This is a genomic window from Aeromonas allosaccharophila (assembly GCF_000819685.1).
Classification (GTDB): domain Bacteria; phylum Pseudomonadota; class Gammaproteobacteria; order Enterobacterales; family Aeromonadaceae; genus Aeromonas; species Aeromonas allosaccharophila.
Map to the genome: position 1 here is coordinate 21,679 of NZ_CDBR01000038.1, position 17,821 is coordinate 39,499.

At 59.6% G+C, this 17,821-nt stretch carries 16 protein-coding genes and 1 pseudogene; 8 read left to right on the top strand and 9 right to left on the bottom strand.

What is annotated here, in order from left to right:
• The first annotated feature begins 62 nt into the window (after positions 1-62).
• From trxA to BN1115_RS08040, 6 genes are all read left to right on the top strand, one after another.
• Complete coding sequence (gene trxA, locus BN1115_RS08015; protein WP_005339416.1) at positions 63-389, top strand: thioredoxin TrxA; 327 nt, start codon at positions 63-65, stop codon at positions 387-389.
• Between the two features lie 203 nt (positions 390-592).
• Entirely contained in the window at positions 593-1,858 is a 1,266-nt protein-coding gene (rho, locus tag BN1115_RS08020) for a transcription termination factor Rho (RefSeq protein WP_042656764.1), read from the top strand.
• A 108-nt stretch (positions 1,859-1,966) separates the two neighbouring features.
• Positions 1,967-2,959 (top strand): hypothetical protein, encoded by a 993-nt coding sequence (locus BN1115_RS08025; protein WP_042656765.1) that lies wholly within the window; start codon positions 1,967-1,969, stop codon positions 2,957-2,959.
• A 33-nt stretch (positions 2,960-2,992) separates the two neighbouring features.
• Positions 2,993-4,462, top strand: coding sequence for a 4-hydroxy-3-polyprenylbenzoate decarboxylase (gene ubiD / locus BN1115_RS08030; protein WP_042060819.1), 1,470 nt, complete (start codon positions 2,993-2,995; stop codon positions 4,460-4,462).
• Positions 4,463-4,617: 155 nt separating this feature from the next.
• Positions 4,618-5,316, top strand: a complete 699-nt coding sequence (gene fre / locus BN1115_RS08035; protein WP_042656766.1) for an NAD(P)H-flavin reductase — start codon at positions 4,618-4,620, stop codon at positions 5,314-5,316.
• Between the two features lie 208 nt (positions 5,317-5,524).
• On the top strand, positions 5,525-6,559 hold the full coding sequence (locus tag BN1115_RS08040; RefSeq protein ID WP_244152244.1) for a GGDEF domain-containing protein: 1,035 nt from the start codon (positions 5,525-5,527) through the stop codon (positions 6,557-6,559).
• Positions 6,560-6,613: 54 nt separating this feature from the next.
• Here the strand turns inward: BN1115_RS08040 and ubiK are convergent, their stop codons facing one another.
• Positions 6,614-6,871 (bottom strand): ubiquinone biosynthesis accessory factor UbiK, encoded by a 258-nt coding sequence (ubiK, locus tag BN1115_RS08045; protein WP_005339429.1) that lies wholly within the window; start codon positions 6,869-6,871, stop codon positions 6,614-6,616.
• A 297-nt stretch (positions 6,872-7,168) separates the two neighbouring features.
• Between ubiK and BN1115_RS08050 the strand changes: the two genes are divergently transcribed.
• On the top strand, positions 7,169-9,604 hold the full coding sequence (locus BN1115_RS08050; protein WP_042656768.1) for a VolA/Pla-1 family phospholipase: 2,436 nt from the start codon (positions 7,169-7,171) through the stop codon (positions 9,602-9,604).
• Between the two features lie 286 nt (positions 9,605-9,890).
• On the opposite strand, the gene glpG is transcribed toward BN1115_RS08050, so the two are convergent.
• From glpG to BN1115_RS08085, 7 genes are all read right to left on the bottom strand, one after another.
• The gene (gene glpG, locus BN1115_RS08055; protein ID WP_042656769.1) at positions 9,891-10,724 is read right to left on the bottom strand and encodes a rhomboid family intramembrane serine protease GlpG; all 834 of its coding nucleotides are present in this window, start codon (positions 10,722-10,724) and stop codon (positions 9,891-9,893) included.
• Positions 10,721-11,044, bottom strand: a complete 324-nt coding sequence (gene glpE, locus BN1115_RS08060; protein ID WP_042656770.1) for a thiosulfate sulfurtransferase GlpE — start codon at positions 11,042-11,044, stop codon at positions 10,721-10,723. Before glpE ends, glpG begins: the two co-directional genes overlap by 4 nt.
• A 122-nt stretch (positions 11,045-11,166) precedes the next feature.
• Positions 11,167-11,868 carry an ABC transporter ATP-binding protein gene (locus BN1115_RS08065; RefSeq protein ID WP_005342433.1) on the bottom strand — a complete coding sequence of 234 codons (702 nt, stop codon included), beginning with the start codon at positions 11,866-11,868 and terminating at the stop codon, positions 11,167-11,169.
• Between the two features lie 16 nt (positions 11,869-11,884).
• Complete coding sequence (gene livG / locus BN1115_RS08070; RefSeq protein WP_042656771.1) at positions 11,885-12,658, bottom strand: high-affinity branched-chain amino acid ABC transporter ATP-binding protein LivG; 774 nt, start codon at positions 12,656-12,658, stop codon at positions 11,885-11,887.
• Positions 12,655-13,923 carry a high-affinity branched-chain amino acid ABC transporter permease LivM gene (locus BN1115_RS08075; RefSeq protein WP_042656772.1) on the bottom strand — a complete coding sequence of 423 codons (1,269 nt, stop codon included), beginning with the start codon at positions 13,921-13,923 and terminating at the stop codon, positions 12,655-12,657. The genes livG and BN1115_RS08075 overlap by 4 nt, the downstream gene beginning before the upstream one ends.
• Positions 13,923-14,849, bottom strand: a complete 927-nt coding sequence (livH, locus tag BN1115_RS08080; protein ID WP_042656773.1) for a high-affinity branched-chain amino acid ABC transporter permease LivH — start codon at positions 14,847-14,849, stop codon at positions 13,923-13,925. Before livH ends, BN1115_RS08075 begins: the two co-directional genes overlap by 1 nt.
• Positions 14,850-14,916: 67 nt before the next feature.
• Positions 14,917-16,038, bottom strand: coding sequence for a branched-chain amino acid ABC transporter substrate-binding protein (locus BN1115_RS08085; RefSeq protein WP_042656774.1), 1,122 nt, complete (start codon positions 16,036-16,038; stop codon positions 14,917-14,919).
• Between the two features lie 434 nt (positions 16,039-16,472).
• On the opposite strand from BN1115_RS08085, the gene BN1115_RS08090 reads away from it, so the two are divergent.
• On the top strand, positions 16,473-17,477 hold the full coding sequence (locus BN1115_RS08090) for a substrate-binding domain-containing protein (RefSeq protein WP_042656775.1): 1,005 nt from the start codon (positions 16,473-16,475) through the stop codon (positions 17,475-17,477).
• A gap of 65 nt (positions 17,478-17,542) precedes the next feature.
• Here the strand turns inward: BN1115_RS08090 and BN1115_RS22780 are convergent.
• Positions 17,543-17,821 (bottom strand): annotated as a pseudogene (locus BN1115_RS22780) (IS3 family transposase); the annotation flags it as partial.

Consider the following 17,821-nt stretch of genomic DNA (forward strand, 5'->3'; position numbering starts at 1 on the left):
TAGGGCAACTATTGCCTTTGTTGATATGTCAATAAAGCCTTAATTACTGACTGGAGTTGGAGATGAGTGACAAGATTGTTCAGCTGAGCGATGCCAGCTTCGAGGCAGATGTAATCAAAGCCGATGGCGCCGTTCTGGTCGACTTCTGGGCCGAGTGGTGTGGTCCGTGCAAGATGATTGCCCCGATCCTGGAAGAAGTTGCCCAAGAGTACGAAGGTCGTGTGACCGTAGCCAAACTGAACATCGACCATAACTCTGATACTCCGCCCAAGTACGGCATTCGTGGTATCCCGACCCTCTTGCTGTTCAAGAATGGCGAAGTGGCAGCGACCAAGGTCGGTGCACTGTCCAAGACTCAGCTGAAAGAGTTCCTGGACGGCAACCTGTAATAATCAAAGAGGAGCGCATTGCAATAATGCGCTCCTTGTGTTTTATCACCTAGACGCTCACCCCGATTGGTGCTAATTTATCGCTCGTTTGCTAACCTTTTTGCCTGACTCTTTGCTAACTACAGCCTGGCAATCAAATCCGATCAGCATCAATCCAGCAGACTGTCTCCTCATTCAATCCTTGCTTACAGACTTTCACCACTATGAATCTGACTGAATTAAAGAACACTCCTGTGTCCGAGCTGGTCAAGCTTGGCGAATCCATGGGGTTGGAAAATCTGGCTCGGGCGCACAAGAAAGATATTATTTTTGCAATCCTCAAGGCACACGCCAAGGGTGGCGAAGATATCTTTGGCGACGGTGTGCTGGAAATCCTGACCGATGGTTTCGGCTTCCTGCGTAGTGCAGACGGCTCCTATCTGGCAGGCCCGGACGATATCTACGTCTCCCCGAGCCAGATCCGCCGCTTCAACCTGCGTACCGGCGATACCATCTCCGGCAAGATCCGGCCACCGAAAGAGGGCGAACGTTACTTCGCGCTGCTCAAGGTCAACGAGGTCAACTACGACCGTCCGGAAAACTCCCGCAACAAGATCCTGTTTGAAAACCTTACCCCCCTGCATGCCAACGAACGTCTGCGTATGGAACGGGGTAACGGCTCTACCGAAGATATCACTGCCCGTGTGCTGGACCTGGCTTCCCCCATCGGTAAAGGCCAGCGTGGCCTGATCGTGGCGCCGCCCAAGGCCGGTAAGACCATGCTGCTGCAGAACATCGCCCAGAGCATCGCCTACAACCACCCGGACTGTGAACTGATCGTTCTGCTGATCGACGAGCGTCCGGAAGAAGTGACCGAGATGCAGCGCATGGTGAAGGGTGAAGTGATCGCTTCCACCTTCGACGAACCTGCTTCCCGTCACGTTCAGGTTGCCGAAATGGTGATCGAGAAGGCCAAGCGCCTGGTCGAGCACAAGAAAGACGTGGTGATCCTGCTGGACTCCATCACCCGTCTGGCCCGTGCCTATAACACCGTCATCCCGTCATCCGGCAAGGTCCTGACCGGTGGTGTGGACGCCAACGCCCTGCACCGTCCCAAGCGCTTCTTCGGCGCCGCGCGTAACGTGGAGGAGGGTGGCAGCCTGACCATCATCGCCACCGCGCTGGTCGATACCGGTTCCAAGATGGACGAGGTGATTTACGAAGAGTTCAAGGGTACCGGCAACATGGAACTGCACCTCTCGCGCAAGATTGCCGAGAAGCGCGTCTATCCGGCTATCGACATCACCCGCTCCGGCACCCGTAAGGAAGAGCTGCTGACCGCGCCTGACGAGCTGCAGAAGATGTGGATCCTGCGCAAGATCATTCATCCGATGGGCGAGATCGACAGCATCGAGTTCCTGATCGACAAGTTGGCAGCGACCAAAACCAACGACGAATTCTTTGACTCCATGCGGCGTCAGCAGAAGTAAGTCCGGTCACAAAATGACGAAACCGCGGCCCTGGTCGCGGTTTTTGTTTATCTGTTTTCCGGTCGCCCTAGTAGTATGAGATCCCGATGTCACAAGGATGGAGACGTCATGAAGCCTGTTTTCTGGTTGTTGCTGGGGTTGCTGAGCGCAATTCCGGCCTATGCGCAGGCTGCACCGGTTACGGTGACCGCCGAGACGCTGCAGACGCACCAGCGTTATCTGGCGAGCCGTCTGCAACAGGGGCAATTTGCCGCCATCGACTCTCTGCTGGCGACCCTCAGCCGCGAGCAGCGGGAGTTCCTGCTGCTGCAACTGCTGCGCGATATTCCGGCGGCCGAACCGGCCTCCCCCGCCTTGCAACAGTGGGTCGAGGCTCAGGCTGGCAAGGCCCCGAAGTGGCTGGTGGAGCAGCAGGTAGACGGTTTTCTGGTGCAGCAGCCGGTCTACGATTTTGCCGCGCGCGCCCGGCAGTTGCTGGGGGAGTGGCAGGTGCAGGCGCTGCAAGCCAGCTATCGCCGCCAGCTGGAGCTCGGCAATTTCCGCTTCAAGAGCATCTATTACCGTGGCAATCCCGCGCTTGCCCAGCAGCAGCAAGCTCTGTTGCGGGCCCTCGACACCCAGCCGCTGTCGGTCTGGGTACGTGAAGCGCGCCAACTGGCGGCGCAGAATATCTATCTGCCCGACAACCGCCTGCTGCTGTATCTGTTGCAAGGTACCGGTGAGCCTGCGCTGTATGCCAGCTTGTGGCACCGGCCGGTGGATCAGGATGCACTCACGGCGTTGCTCACCATCAACCGTTTCCATCAGGGCAATGTTGCCAGCGACCTGCTGATCGCCGCCAGTGACAATCCCGGATTGAAAGCATCGGCCCTGCGCCAGCTCAGTGCGCTCTCGCCCTTGCCGCCGCAGGCCCAGAAATACCTGCTGGCCGAACTCTCCAACCGCCAATACGGCGCACTGGTGGCCGGTCTGTTGATGGAGGTGGACGAGCCCCAGCTGCTCTCTGCGCTGGCCAGACGCCTCGGCCAGCGTGACACGCCCCCCATTGCTCCGAGCCTGCTGCCCGATTCGGGTACACCCGATGGACGGCCAGGGTTATAATGCCTGACCTCCTGAACCCGGTTGGGAACTTGCATGAAATACAAGGATTTGCGTGATTTCATCGCGCAGCTGGAACAAAACGGACAACTCAAGCGCATCACCCGCGAGATAGATCCCTATCTGGAGATGACCGAGATCAGCGATCGCACCCTGCGTGCGGGCGGTCCGGCTCTGCTGTTCGAAAATCCCAAAGGCTACACCATGCCGGTGCTGACCAACCTGTTCGGCACGCCGGATCGGGTTGCCATGGGCATGGGCCAGCCCGATGTGGGTGCCCTGCGTCAGGTCGGGGTCTGGCTCTCCTATCTGAAGGAGCCCGAGCCGCCCAAGGGATTCAAGGAGCTGATGGAGAAGCTGCCGATCTTCAAGCAGGTGCTCAACATGCCGACCAAGCGCCTCTCTTCCGCCCCCTGCCAGCAGGTGGTGCAGGAGGGGGATGCGGTCGATCTCGACCAGATCCCGATCCAGCACTGCTGGCCCGGCGATGTGGCGCCGCTGGTCACCTGGGGTCTCACCATCACCCGCGGCCCTTACAAGAAGCGGCAGAACCTCGGTATCTACCGTCAGCAGAAGATCGCCAAGAACAAACTGATCATGCGCTGGCTCGATCACCGTGGCGGTGCCATCGATTTTCGCGAGTGGCAGGAGGCCCATCCGGGTGAGCGTTTCCCGGTGGTGGTAGCGCTTGGCGCCGATCCGGCGACCATTCTCGGCGCGGTGACGCCGGTGCCGGATACCCTCTCCGAATACGCCTTTGCCGGTCTGCTGCGCGGCAGCCGTACCGAGGTGATCAAGGCCATCAGCTGCGATCTGGAGGTGCCCGCCAGCGCCGAGATCGTGCTGGAAGGCTATCTGGAGCCGGGCGAGCTGGCACCGGAAGGCCCTTATGGCGACCACACCGGTTACTACAACGAGGTGGACGAGTTCCCGGTCTTCACCATCACCCACATCACCAAGCGGCGCGATGCCATCTATCACAGCACCTACACTGGTCGTCCGCCCGATGAACCGGCGGTGTTGGGGCTGGCGCTGAACGAGGTGTTTGTGCCGCTGTTGCAGAAGCAGTTCCCCGAGATTGTGGACTTCTATCTGCCGCCGGAGGGGTGCTCCTACCGGATGGCGGTGGTCACCATCAAAAAGCGCTACCCGGGCCACGCCAAGCGGGTGATGCTGGGGGTCTGGTCCTTCCTGCGCCAGTTCATGTACACCAAGTTCGTGGTGGTGTGTGACGATGATGTCAACGCCCGCGACTGGAAGGATGTGATCTGGGCCATCACCACCCGGATGGACCCGGCACGTGACACCACCTTGATCGAGCATACGCCGATCGATTATCTGGACTTCGCCTCGCCGGTCTCCGGCCTCGGCTCCAAGATGGGGCTGGATGCCACCAACAAGTGGCCGGGCGAGACCAATCGGGAGTGGGGTCAGCCGATCGTGCAGGACGAGGCGGTGAAGCAGAAGGTCGATGCCATCTGGGATGAGCTGAAGATCCTCGACTGAGGCAAACATGGCTGCTTTGTTGCATTTGCTGCAAAAAGTGATGCGATCCGCACTGATTTGGGTATTCTCGACTGACGGGGCCAGGGCTGCTGGTCGTCACTCCATAGTGAAACAATGAGCGAAGCGGGCCGAGCGAGCCCGCCACAAGGACAAGAATGCAACGTATCAAATGCCGCGTAGAGGAACTGCGCGAATATGTCGACACCATCTGGCATGTGGCCTTGGCGCCGCAGCAAGCGATCAGCTTCAAGCCGGGCCAGTATCTGCTGGTGGTGATGAGCGATTCAGACAAGCGCCCCTTCTCCATCGCCAACTCACCGACCCGCTCGGGCGTGCTGGAGCTGCAAATTGGTGCCACTCCCGAAAATGCCTACGCCGGTCAGGTGCTGGCCCGCATGCGCGAGCAGGGCGAGATCGAGGTCGAATTGCCGGCTGGCAAGGCGTTCCTACGCGATGAATCCCCTCGTCCGCTGATCCTGATGGCGGGCGGCACCGGCTTCTCTTACGCCCGCTCCATTCTGGAGTATCTGATCGACACGGGCAGCAAGCGCCCGGTGTTCTTCTACTGGGGCGTGCGTCAGGCTCACTGGCTCTACGAGCTGGAGCAGATGCAGCAGTGGGAGCGTGACTACGCGCCGCTCACCTTTATCCCGGTGGTGCAGGAGCCGGACGCTGACTGGACCGGCAAGAGCGGACTGGTACACAAGGCGATCATGGATGACTTCGTCAGCCTCCACGACTACGACATCTATGTCGCCGGTCGCTTCGAGATGGCTGGGGCCGCGCGGGAGGAGTTCAAGATCCTCGGCGCCGAGCCGGAGCGCATCTTCGGTGACGCCTACGAATTTATCTGACGGGATCCCCGTTTGGATGATGGAGCCCCCGGTTTTGCCGGGGGCTTTTGTTTTTTTCGCCTGCGGCCATAAAATGGCGTCAAATGGCGCATTCATAGTCGCGTTATCTCGTGATTTTTCGTCATTCTGGATATGAATGGCTACTAATCAGCCGTGGCTAGTGGCATCTTTGTGAAGATTGTCAGCAAGCAGGGTAAGGATATCCGTAGTGATAGCGCAAGGAGAGGTCGGGTTGGGCGAACAGGGCAGGATATCGGCAACGGATGACAAGGAGGGGGGCGGCGCTGCGGAGCGGGGTGCGACCCTGTTCCCGTGTTCTCATGGTGGTGACCTGGCCCGTTTGCAGGCTGAAATCGTCGCGCTGAAACATGAAAACGGCCTGCTACAGGAGAAGCTCAACGCCGCCCTCGATGGCACCGGCATCTGCCTCTGGCAGGGCACCATCCCCACCGGTGAGCTGCGGGTCTTCAATCTGCAGAACTTTCAGGTCGGTGACATGGCTCCCCATTTCGAGCAGTGGAGCGCCAAGCTCCATCCCGATGATCGCGCCCACGCCATAGGCAGCTATTTCGCCCATCTTGAGGGCAAAACCCCCTTCTACGAGGCCGAATACCGCACCGTTAGCCCGGCTGGCGAGATCACCTGGCTGTGGGATCGGGGCCGTGTCGTCGATCGGGATAGTGATGGCAAGCCGCTGCGGATCATGGGCTCTCATATCGATATCACCCAGCGCAAGGCCTATGAACAGCGGCTGGCCGATCGCGCCAACAGCGACGCCCTCACCGGGTTGCTCAACCGGCAGGGATTTGGCAAGGCGTTCGCCCAGCAGAAACCGCAAGGGGCGGGGGCGCTGCTCTTTATCGACCTGGATGATTTCAAGGGGATCAATGACCAGCTGGGCCACGCCTGCGGTGATCAGGTGCTGCAGCAGATGGCTGACTGGTTGCGCCTCATCATGCCGGGCTCGGCGCTATGCGGCCGTTACGGCGGCGACGAGTTTGTGGTGCATTTGCACCGGGATGTCTCGCACCATAGGCTGGCGCAACTGGCCGATGCGCTGATCAGCCGGATGCACGGCTATGTGCCCAAACCCGGCTGCTCGCAACGGGTGGGACTGAGCATCGGCATCGCTTTATGGGAGGGGGAGGCATTGACCTTCCGGCAGGCGCTGGAGGTGGCCGACAGAGCCATGTACGAGGCCAAGGCGCGCGGCAAGCGAGCCTGGTACCTGCTTCAAATGTGATCTCGTTGGCAGAGTCAGCCCAGAGCAAAAACCCCAGCCGAGCTGGGGTTTCTGTTATTCGCCTTTGGCGCCGAGCTGTTGCTCGAGCTGAGCCAGCTTGCTTTCGAGGGCGGCCAGTTTTTCCCGGGTACGCAGCAGCACCTTGGTCTGCACATCGAACTCTTCGCGGCTGACCAGATCCAGCTTGCCCAGCTGGGCTTGCAGTACCTGACGCATCTTCTTCTCGGCCTCTTCACCCATGCTGCGAATGCCGGGCGGCAGGGAGTTGTGCACCTGCTTGGCGATCTCTTCCAGTTTCTTCGGGTCGATCATGATGTCCTCCTTAAGCGTTGGCGGACATTCTACCGACAATTCCCTCACTTTGCCGAGATCGCGGCGGCTTTTTAGTCGTGACGATGGCTGCTGGCTGGTCGGGTCTGGTTAATCCTCCGCTGTTGTTACCCTTGCGCCCCCTTGTTGACGTAAAACCTTGATTCTTGCCACAAACCTGAGCAGAAGATGACCAACATGAGTCTCGTTGGTTGTTGGTTTTATGTTAACTTTGTGCGGTCGAAGCGGTGAATGCTTCGTTGGCTTGTGATGGACAACAATCTATAAAGAGAACAAAAAATGAAGAAGAAGCTAATTTATGCCGCTGTGCTCAGCGCCCTGCTGGCCGGATGTGGTGGGGATGACAACAAGGGAGATACCACCAGCTCCCTCGACTATGCCCTGAGTGGCGCCAACGGGATTCGCCCGAGCGTGCTGGCTCCCCGTGCCAGCGATGGCACCCTGAAGTTTTCGACCGAGACTGCGGATCTGTCGAACCCGGTGTCTGCCCTCTCCACCCTAGATGGCTGGTCTACAACGCAACCTGTCCAGCTGGTACCGGCGACCGTGACCGGTGTCTCTGTGCCAGCACCTGCGGCCAGCGAGTATGCCTCTGCCGTTGCGCCCCTCTATCTGCTGGAGCTGGTGCTGGATCCGGTGACTCAGCGACCTGTCGGGGTGAAGAACAATAAGCCTCTGACCTATGGCACCGACTTTGTGGTGAGCGATGGCGGCGGCAAACTCAATCTGGTTCCGCTCAAGCCGCTTAATCCCTCTTCTTACTACATGATTGTGGCGACCGATTCCCTCAAGGACAGTCGCGGCACACCGCTCAAAGCGGGGGGGGATTACAGCAACTTCAAATCGGCTGCTGGCGCAACCACGCAGGAGCAGACCATCAACGGCCTGATCTCGCTGCAGGAAGGTCTGTTCAAGGCGGCCACCGGAATCACCAGCGACCGGGTGATCTTCTCCGACTGGTTTGCCACCCAGTCCGGTGCCGATGTGCTGCTGGCAGTGAAGAGTGCCGCCGCTTCCGTGTTGAAGAGCCCGAGCCTTGACGCCGCGTTGCTGTGGAAACAGGACGCCAAAGGCAACACCAGCTTACCGGCAACCTATACCATCAGCAGCCTTAATGGCGGCGTGGATTTTCTGACCCAGCTGGCTGCTGAGCCATTCCTGCCGCAGGATCAGAAAGATGCATTGAGTGCCGCCTTTGGTGCAGGCATGCCGCTTAACGGTGTTGCCCAGTTGACCAAGGTTTACACCGGCACCGTCAATCTCCCTTACTTCCTCTCTACACCCGCGCTGGCTGGCTCCTGGGACAAGGCCAAGACCCAATCCTGGCATGGTGCCATTCCCAGCCTCTATGCCATCGCCAACGCGCTGAAAGCGGGCGATATCGAGGTGATCGGTGGACTGGTCGGGGCGGGGGTGGACCCGGCACTGCTGGGTGAGCTGATCGCCGACCCGAGCCGTCAGAGTGAACTGCTGACCGAGGCGAGCAAGCTGATCGGGGTGACCCTCACCTCCGGTGGCAAACCGCTGGATGCCGAGCGCAATATCGGCCGTTTCAACCCGCTGCCGACCCTGACCGAAGTGCAATCCGTGCCGTTGCGGATCTTTGCCGCCGGGCCACTGGCCAATGTCACCGATGTGATCATCTATCAGCACGGGGTCACCTCCATCAAGGAGAATGCCTATGCGCTGGCGCTGGGCCAGATCGGCGCCGGCGCCACTGCCAGCAAGAGCGTCGCTGTGGTTGTTATCGATCATCCGCTGCACGGTGAGCGTGGCTATGCCCTGAGTGGCAGCACGGATACCGTTACCACCTCCGAGAACCCGACTCCCTACCTGAATCTGGGCTATCTGACGGTGGCGCGGGACAACCTGAAACAGAGCGTGGCCGATCTGCTGGGACTGCGACTGGCCGTCGGTCTGGCCAATGCTAAGGGGCTAGGTGGTCAACTGGGCGGCGCCGGACTGAAGGTACATTTCCTCGGTCACTCGCTGGGGGCAATTGCCGGAGCCAATCTGTTGGCGGTAGCCAACCAGACCACCGGCAGTGCCCTGGCTGATGCCCTGTTCAAGTTCGATACCGGTGGTCTGGCGATGCCGGGTGGCGGCATAGCTCCGCTGCTGCTCAACTCGCCGAGCTTCGGGCCGACCATCAAGATGAGCGTGCTCACCTCGGGCAGTCCGGAGCTGAAAGCGGGCTTTACCACCTATGCACCGAACTGCAAAACGGCTGCCGCCACTTGCTTCGTCAACGAGTTCCTGCCCAGTCTGGATGCGGCCACTCAGGCGGGGGCTGCGAGCACCTTGCAGAGCTACACCTTTGCCGCCCAGTCAGTGCTGGACTCTGCCGACCCGATCAATCTGGGCCGTGGCGTCGCCAAAAGCTTCCCGCTGTTCGCCACCGAAATTGTTGGCGATGGTGCGCTCAGCTTGCCGGATCAGGTGATCCCCAACAGTATCGCCTCCGCGCCGCTGGGTGGCACCGAACCACTGTTCCGGGTGCTGGGTTTACAAGAGCTGAAGGGTTCCGGTGTGCTCCCGGCGGGTCACCATGCTGCACGCTTCCTGAAAGGGGGCCATAGCTCGCTGCTGGCCCCTGACGAGAACTTCGATCAGGCTGGCGCGGTCACTACCGAGATCCAGACCCAGTTCGCCAGCTTCTTTATGAGTGGCGGTGCGGCGGTCAAGGTAACTGACGACACCCTGATCAAGCAGTAACTGCCTATCGCGTAACAAAACGCCGCCCTTCGGGGCGCAATGCTGTTCAGATAAGCACATTTTTGACTAATTATTCATAAATGCGACTTGAGTTGGGGGAGCAAGGCTGTTTCCAGTCGATGTTCCTTCAGCCTTTATCCAGCGTGGCTTGCAATAGAAAGAGGGAGGCATCATGCCTCCCTCACTTTTTAGCCCTGATACTACGTGGACTGGAACTCAAATTCTCTTAAGTGAACAGCATTGCGCCCTTCGGGGCGGCGTTGTTGTTTCTGCGGCTGCGGAAAAATCAGGCTGGCTGGTGGTTGCGATCCAACCAGCCTTGCAGCAGGCCGACCAGCAGACCGGTCAGGTGGGCGATGTTGGCGGTGCTGGTGCCGAGCATGTCGAAGAAGCCGAGCACCATCCAGAACAGCATAAAGCCCATCAATGCAGGTGGCAGAGTGAGGCCGCAGGCCGGTTGCAGCTTGGCTCGCAGCCAGCAGTAGCCGAGCAGGGCATAGACCACGCCGGAGAGGCCGCCAAACAGCGGGCCGCTGGCAAAGAACTCGGCGATATTGGGCAGGGCCGCACCAACCAGCAACAGGATCAGCAGCTTGCCGCTGCCGAGGCGCTGTTCAATCTGGCCGCCGAGATACCACCACCACAGCAAGTTGAACACCAGATGGAGCACCGAGAAGTGGATCAGGGCGGGGGTGAAATAGCGCCATGCCTGCCAGTCGGTGAACTGGGCCAGGGTCGGGTGGAACGCCAGTTCATCGTAGATGGGCAGGCCGATGGCATCGATGCCGTAGATGGCGAGACAGGCGATGATCACTACCAGCGTCAGTGGCCCCGCCTGATGGAGGAAGTCGGTGATGGGATCCGTCATCCCCTTGCTGTAGTCGATGCGGGCATCGGCGCGGCCGGATTGCCAGGAGGCTTCCATGTAGCGCGGGTGGCCCGGCTCGGCCAGGAAGCGCTTCACCTCCAGCTGGGCCTGGGCGAGGCGCGGCTCGTCCGCCAGCCAGATGGTGACCCCCAGCTCGGACTGGGTCAGCTCGCAGGAGATGCCCAGCGTCGCCAGATAGTCCACCAGCGCCTGCGCCATGCGGGCGTTGTCGAGTACCAGCAGCTGGATCATGCCTCGCCTGCCTCGATGGGAAATTCCCGGCGCCATGCCTCGAAGCCACCATCCATGCTGTAGACCTCGTCATAACCCTGTTGCAGCAGGTATTGGGCGGCACCCTGACTGCTGTTGCCGTGGTAGCACATCACGATGACCGGGGTATCGAAATCCACTTCATTCATAAAGCGCACCAGCGTGCCGTTGGTGAGGTGGAAGGCGCCGACCGCGTGGGCCGCTTCAAAGGATTGCGGGTCGCGAATATCCACCAGACGGGCTTCACCCGTGCTCAGTTTCTGGTGGGCATCATGGGCATTGATATGGGCAAACTGGTCCATCTGGATGTCCTGCGAATAGGTTGATTACGGGCCAGTGTACCGCAAGCTGTGGCGCAAACTAACCCCACAAAAGATAAGGGAGCCTGTGGCTCCCTTGTCGATATGGCATGCGGGTCAGTGAGTTAACCGCCGAGATAAGCCTGCCGTACTGCCGGGTTGGCCAGCAGGGCGGCGCCCGTGTCTTGCAGCACCACGTGGCCGTTCTCCAACACATAACCGCGGTCGGCCAGCTTGAGCGCCTGGTTGGCGTTCTGCTCCACCAGAAAGATGGTCATCCCCTTCTGGCGCAACTGCTCTATGGTGTCGAAGATCTGCTGGATGACGATGGGGGCCAGCCCCAGCGAGGGTTCATCCAGCAGCAGCAGGCGCGGTTTGCTCATCAGGGCGCGGCCGATGGCCAGCATCTGTTGCTCGCCGCCGGACATGGTACCCGCTCGTTGCTGCAGTCGCTCATGCAGGCGCGGGAACAGGGTGAACACCTGATCCAGCAGGCCATGCTGCTCGGCCTTGTCGACGAAGAAGGCACCCATCAGCAGGTTCTCCTCCACCGTCAGGCGGGCGAAGATGCGGCGTCCCTCCGGCACCACGGCGATATCCTTGCGCATGATGCGGGCGGTGGTGAGGGAGCTGATCTGTTCCCCCTCAAACCAGATGGAGCCGCTGCTGGGCTTGGGTTCGCCGCAGAGGGTCATCAGCAGGGTGGTCTTGCCCGCGCCGTTGGCGCCGATAAGGGTGACGATTTCCCCCTCTTTCACCTCGACGCTGACATCGTGCAGCGCCTGAATTTTGCCGTAGTGGGTCGATACGTTGCGAAGTTCTAACATCGTGACTCCTTGGGTCCTACGATTCGCCCAGATAGGCCTTGATCACTGCCGGGTTGTTGCGGATTTCGTCCGGCTTGCCGTGGGCCAGCGGCGTGCCCTGGCTGACCACGAAGATGCGGTTGGAGATGCCCATCACCAGCTTCATGTCGTGTTCGATCAGCAGCACCGAGACCCCGAACTCGTCCCGCAGGCTCATGATCAGCTCGTCCAGCTCGTCGGTCTCCTTCGGGTTGAGACCGGCGGCCGGTTCGTCCAGCATCAGCAGCTCGGGACGGGTCGCCATGCAGCGGGCGATCTCGAGGCGGCGTTGCTGACCGTAGGCCAGATTGCCGGCGGCGCGGTTGGCGAGATCCTTGAGCCCGACTTTATCGAGCCAGAAGGCGGCCTGCTCCAGCCCCTCCTGCTCGGCACGGCGGAAGGCCGGGGTCTTGAACAGACCGGCGATAAAGCTGGTGTTGAGGTGCTGGTGCTGGGCAACCAGCAGGTTTTCCACCGCCGTCATCTCCTTGAACAGTCGCACATGCTGGAAGGTCCGCACAATCCCCTTGCGGGCGATGAGGTGGCCGGGCAGCCCCTGAATCTCCTCACCCTTGTAGCGGATGGTGCCGCCGCTCGGGCAGTAAAAACCGGTCAGGCAGTTGAAGATGGTGGTCTTGCCCGCGCCGTTGGGGCCGATGATGGAGATCACCTCGCCCTTGTCGATATCCAGCTTTACCCCGTTAACGGCCAGCAGGCCACCAAAGCGCATCGACAGATCAGAGACTTCTAATAACTTCTGATGAGTGCTCATTTCTTCAACTCCAGATGCGGACGGGTCATCGGCAGCAATCCTTGTGGCCGCCAGATCATCATGAACACCATCAAGAGGCCGAACATCAGCATGCGGTACTCGTTAAACTCGCGGGCCAGCTCCGGCAGCACCGTCATCACGATAGCGGCCAGCACCACCCCGATCTGGGAGCCCATACCGCCCAGCACCACAACCGCCAGCACAATGGCCGACTCGATAAAGACGAAGGATTCCGGGCTGATAAAGCCCTGCCGCGAGGCGAAGAAGCTGCCGGCAAAGCCCGCGAAGGTGGCGCCGATGGTGAAGGCGGTCAGCTTGATGATGGTGGGGTTGAGCCCCAGCGATTTACAGGCGATCTCGTCCTCCCGCAGCGCTTCCCAGGCGCGGCCGAGCGGCATCCGCAGCAGGCGGTTGATGACGAACAGGGTCGCCACCACCAGTACCAGCGCCATCAGGTAGAGGAAGATCACCTTGTGGTTGGCGTTGTAGGTAATGCCGAAGAAGTCGTGGAAGGTATCAAAGCCCCCATCCTTGACGGTGCGGTTGAATTCCAGGCCAGCGAGCGTCGGCTTGGGAATGCCGGAGATCCCGTTCGGGCCGCCAGTCAGGGTGGTCATGTTGTTGAGCAGGATGCGGATGATCTCGCCAAAGCCCAGGGTGACGATGGCCAGATAGTCCCCCCGCAGCCGCAGCACCGGGAAACCGAGCAGGAAGCCAAAGGTGGCCGCCATCAGCCCGGCGATGGGCAGGCACTCCCAGAAGCTCAGTCCGAAGTAGGTGTTGAGCAGGGCATAGCTGTAGGCGCCGACCGCATAGAAGCCGACATAGCCGAGATCGAGCAGACCGGCGAGGCCGACCACCACGTTCAGCCCCAGCCCTAGCATGATGTAAATCAGGGTGAGGGTGGCGAGATCGATGGCGCCGCGAGAGGCCATAAACGGCCAACTCACCGCGAACAGCAGCACCAGCACGGCGGTGAGGTTATAGAGCTTGGGCGCCTCTTCCGGGCTCGGCAGCACCAGCTTGGTGAAGCCGACCGAGAAGCCGCTGATGGAGGCCTGAAACAGCCGGGCGATCTGGCCGCGCAGCATCTGGAACCAGAAAACGAGGGTGGCGCCGCCCAGTAGCCAGGCCAGCGACACATCGAGGCGGCTCACCACCTGCAGGCGGGAGCCATCGGTCTCCAGCTTGAAGCCGAGCAGCCAGAAGGAGAGCACCAGCAGCACCAGGCTGGCGATACAGGCGTGGATAAATTGATTTTTCATCACACTTTCTCCACTTCCGGACGACCCAGAATGCCAGTGGGCATAAAGAGCAAGACGCCGATCAGCAGGACGAAGGCCATCACATCCTTGTACTCGGTGCTGAGATAACCGGCGGTGAGCGCTTCAACCACGCCGAGCAGCAGGCCACCCAGTACGGCGCCCGGAATGCTGCCGATACCGCCCAGCACAGCGGCAGTGAAGGCCTTCAGACCGGCCATAAAGCCGAGGTAGGGGTTGATGACGCCGTAATACATGCCGAGCAGCACCCCGGCGACGGCGGCCAGCGCGGCCCCCAGCACGAAGGTGATCGAGATGACCACGTGGGTGTCGATCCCCAGCAGGTTGGCCATCTTGATATCTTCCGAACAGGCGCGGCAGGCGCGGCCCATGCGGGATCGGTTGATGAACTGGGTCAGCGCCAGCATGGTGACAAAGGTCACCACGAAGATGATCAGCTGCATATAGGAGAGGCTGGCCTGGAAACCATCCTCACCCCCCAGCGTCCAACCACCGGAGATCAGGGTGGGCATGGCGATATCGCGCGAGCCCTGGGCCATCCGCATCATGTTCTGCAAGAAGATCGACATGCCGATGGCGGAGATGAGGGGGATCAGCCGGTTACCGCCGCGCAGCGGCCGGTAGGCGACCCGCTCGATGCTCCAGCCATAGGTGCCGGTGATGACGATACTGACCAGGAAGGCGCCCCCCAGCAGTAAAAAGGTGCTGTCGATGCCCATCATCATGAGCCCCGCCATCACCATGAAAGCGACATAGGAGCCGATCATGTAAACCTCGCCGTGGGCGAAGTTGATCATGCCGATGATGCCATAGACCATGGTGTAGCCGATGGCGATCAACGCATAGGTGCTGCCTATGGTTAATCCGTTCAGCAATTGCTGAACCAGATAGAGGAGGTGTTCGGACATACTGCGTTCCCTGTACTTGCCCGCAAAGAGAGGAGGGGGTGAGCGTACTCACCCCCCAATCGGCAGATTATTTGACTTGGCTGGAGGTACCGTCAGCGTGCCACTGGAACACACCAAATTCGAAGCCTTTCAGGTCACCGTTCGGTGCCCAGCTCAGGGGGCCCATCACGGTTTCGACCGGGGTGGCCTTGATGGCGGCGGCCACAGCGGCCGGGTCATCTTCACCCGCTTTGGCGATACCGGCTGCCAGGGTTTGCACCGCGGCATAGGTGGTCCAGACGAACGGACCGGAGGAGTCCTGACCCTTGGCCTTGAACGCCGCAACCAGCGGGGCGTTGGCGGGCACCAGATCGTATTTGTTCGGCAGGGTCACCAGCAGGCCTTCGGAAGCCGGGCCGCCGATGGCGGAGATATCCTTGTTACCTACCCCTTCAGGGCCCATGAACTTGGCTTTCAGCCCCTTCTCGCCAGCCTGACGCAGGATCAGACCCAGCTCCGGGTGGTAGCCGCCGTAGTAGACGAAATCGACGTTCTCTTTCTGCAGCTTGGCGATCAGCGCGGAGAAGTCCTTGTCACCGGCGGTGATCCCTTCAAAGGCCACCACTTTCACGCCAGCCTTGTCGAGCGCAGCTTTCACGCTGGAGGCGATCCCTTCACCGTACTGCTTCTTGTCGTGGATAACGGCCACGCGCTGGGGTTTGACCTGCTCGATGATGTATTTGGCGGCAGTCGGGCCCTGATCGCTATCCAGACCGATGGTGCGCAGGGTCAGCTGGTAACCGCGCTCGGTGATCTTGGGGTTGGTGGAGGCGGGGGTAATCATCAGGATCCCCTCGTCTTCATAGATGTCGGAGGCGGGCAGGGTATTGTCGGAACAGAGGTGACCGACCACGAACTTGACGCCGTCATTCACCACCTTGTTCGCAACGGCCACCGCCTGTTTAGGATCGCAGGCATCGTCATAGACGACCGCTTCGATCTGCTTGCCGTTGATGCCGCCTGCCTTGTTGATCTGCTCGACCGCCATCTTGCCGCCGGTGAACTGCATGTCCCCGTACTGGGCGACCGGGCCAGTGACCGGGCCTGCGATACCGATCTTGATGGTGTCTGCCGCGTGGGCGATGGAGATCGATCCAAACAGAGCCAAAGAAACCGCTACGCTTACTGTTATTTTGCTCAACTTATGCATTGATTCGTCCCTTAATCAGTGGATTGTTTCATTTCCGTGTGTCATTCCGGATCTACATCCCGTGCATCCGGCTATAGGTATGGTTCTATCATTCCTCACGGGGCAATAACAAGCTGTTAAAGATACTAACCAGAGGGGGTTTAATGGGCTTATTTTGAAACAAATGACCTGTTATTTTTCGCAGATCAGAGCTTAATATCGATTTGTTGACTTAACATCTTGGTAACGACAGGCGATTCTGACAAACGCCAGAGGATTAATCTGGCGATATTTTACTCTGACAGCGCTCCCATTTTGACCACAACCTGTTTGCGCAAACAGAAATGAACGCCTAGATTAGCCAGCATTGACAATTCCGTGGCAGAGCTCCTTAAAACCAAGCCTTTATTCGGGAAATCTGCTAATGTTCCGCCTTTGACAGTCAGGAGACAGAGATGGCCACTATCAAGGATGTCGCCTCGCGCGCAGGCGTATCCATCTCCACCGTCTCACATGTGCTCAACCACACTCGGCGGGTCAGCGAAGACGCGACCCAGAAAGTGATTGAGGCGGTGGCAGAACTCAACTACGCGCCCAACTCGGTAGCGCGCAGTCTTAAAATAAATTCGACCAAGACCATTGGCATGCTGGTGACCACCAGCGTAAACCCCTTCTTCGCAGAAGTGGTGCAAGGGGTTGAAGCGTACTGCTTCGAACAGGGCTACAGCCTGATCCTCTGCAACACCGAAAACCAGCCGCCTCGCCAACAGCATTACTTAAGAATGCTGATGGAAAAACGGGTGGATGGCCTGCTGGTATTGGGTACCGATATCGACACTCCGTTGCGCGACATGCTGCGCATCCACAAGAACGTACCGCAAGTGGTACTGGATTGGGGCACGGAGTGCGATTTCGCCAACGTCATCAACGACAACGCCCGCATCGGCGCCCGCATGGCCGTACGCCATCTGCTGGAGCTGGGGCACCGCGACATCGTCTGCATCACTGGCCAGCTCTCCAAGCCGACCACCCAGCAGCGACTGGACGGGGTACGTGATGCGCTGGGCGAGCAAGGTCTGACCCTCAAAGATGAACAGATCTTTGAAGGGGATTACGAGAGCCAGAGCGGCTTCGATGCCATGCAGCGCATCCTGGCCCTGCAGCCTCGTCCGACCGCGGTCTTTGCCTTCGACGATCCCATGGCGATCGGCGCGATTTGCGCTGCCTGGGAAGCCGGGGTCAAGGTGCCGGACGATATCTCCGTCATCGGCTACGACGATGTAGAGATGGCGCGCTTCTCCAGCCCGCCGCTGACCACCATCCGTCACCCGAAGGCCGAACTGGGCCAGCTGGCGGTGAAGCATCTGGTCAGCCGGATCCGCAACAAGGAGCTGGAAGTGGAATCGATGACGGTCCAGCCCGAGCTGATTATCCGTCGCTCGGTCAAACCGCTGCGCTAATCCGGCCCCGTTGCCAAAACGAAAAAAAACCTCTGTCATGAAGTGAGTCCCATTTATTGGACACGTTAATTGGCGGATGACATGGCCTGAGTTCGGTACTCTACCGGGCTCAGGCCGTTTAGTTTTACCTTAATCCGTTCGTGGTTGTAGTTGTGGATGTATTCATTCCCTGCATGTTTCAACTGCGCTGTATCTTTGTACTCCTCGTTGAACCAGCATCACTCTTCAGCAGCCCGAGAAAGTTCTCTACCACCGCATCGTTCCAAACAATTCCCTTTGCGTGACATGCACTGCTTCATGTCCTTCGGCGATAACCATTGTTTGATGGCGTTAATGGGATGGTC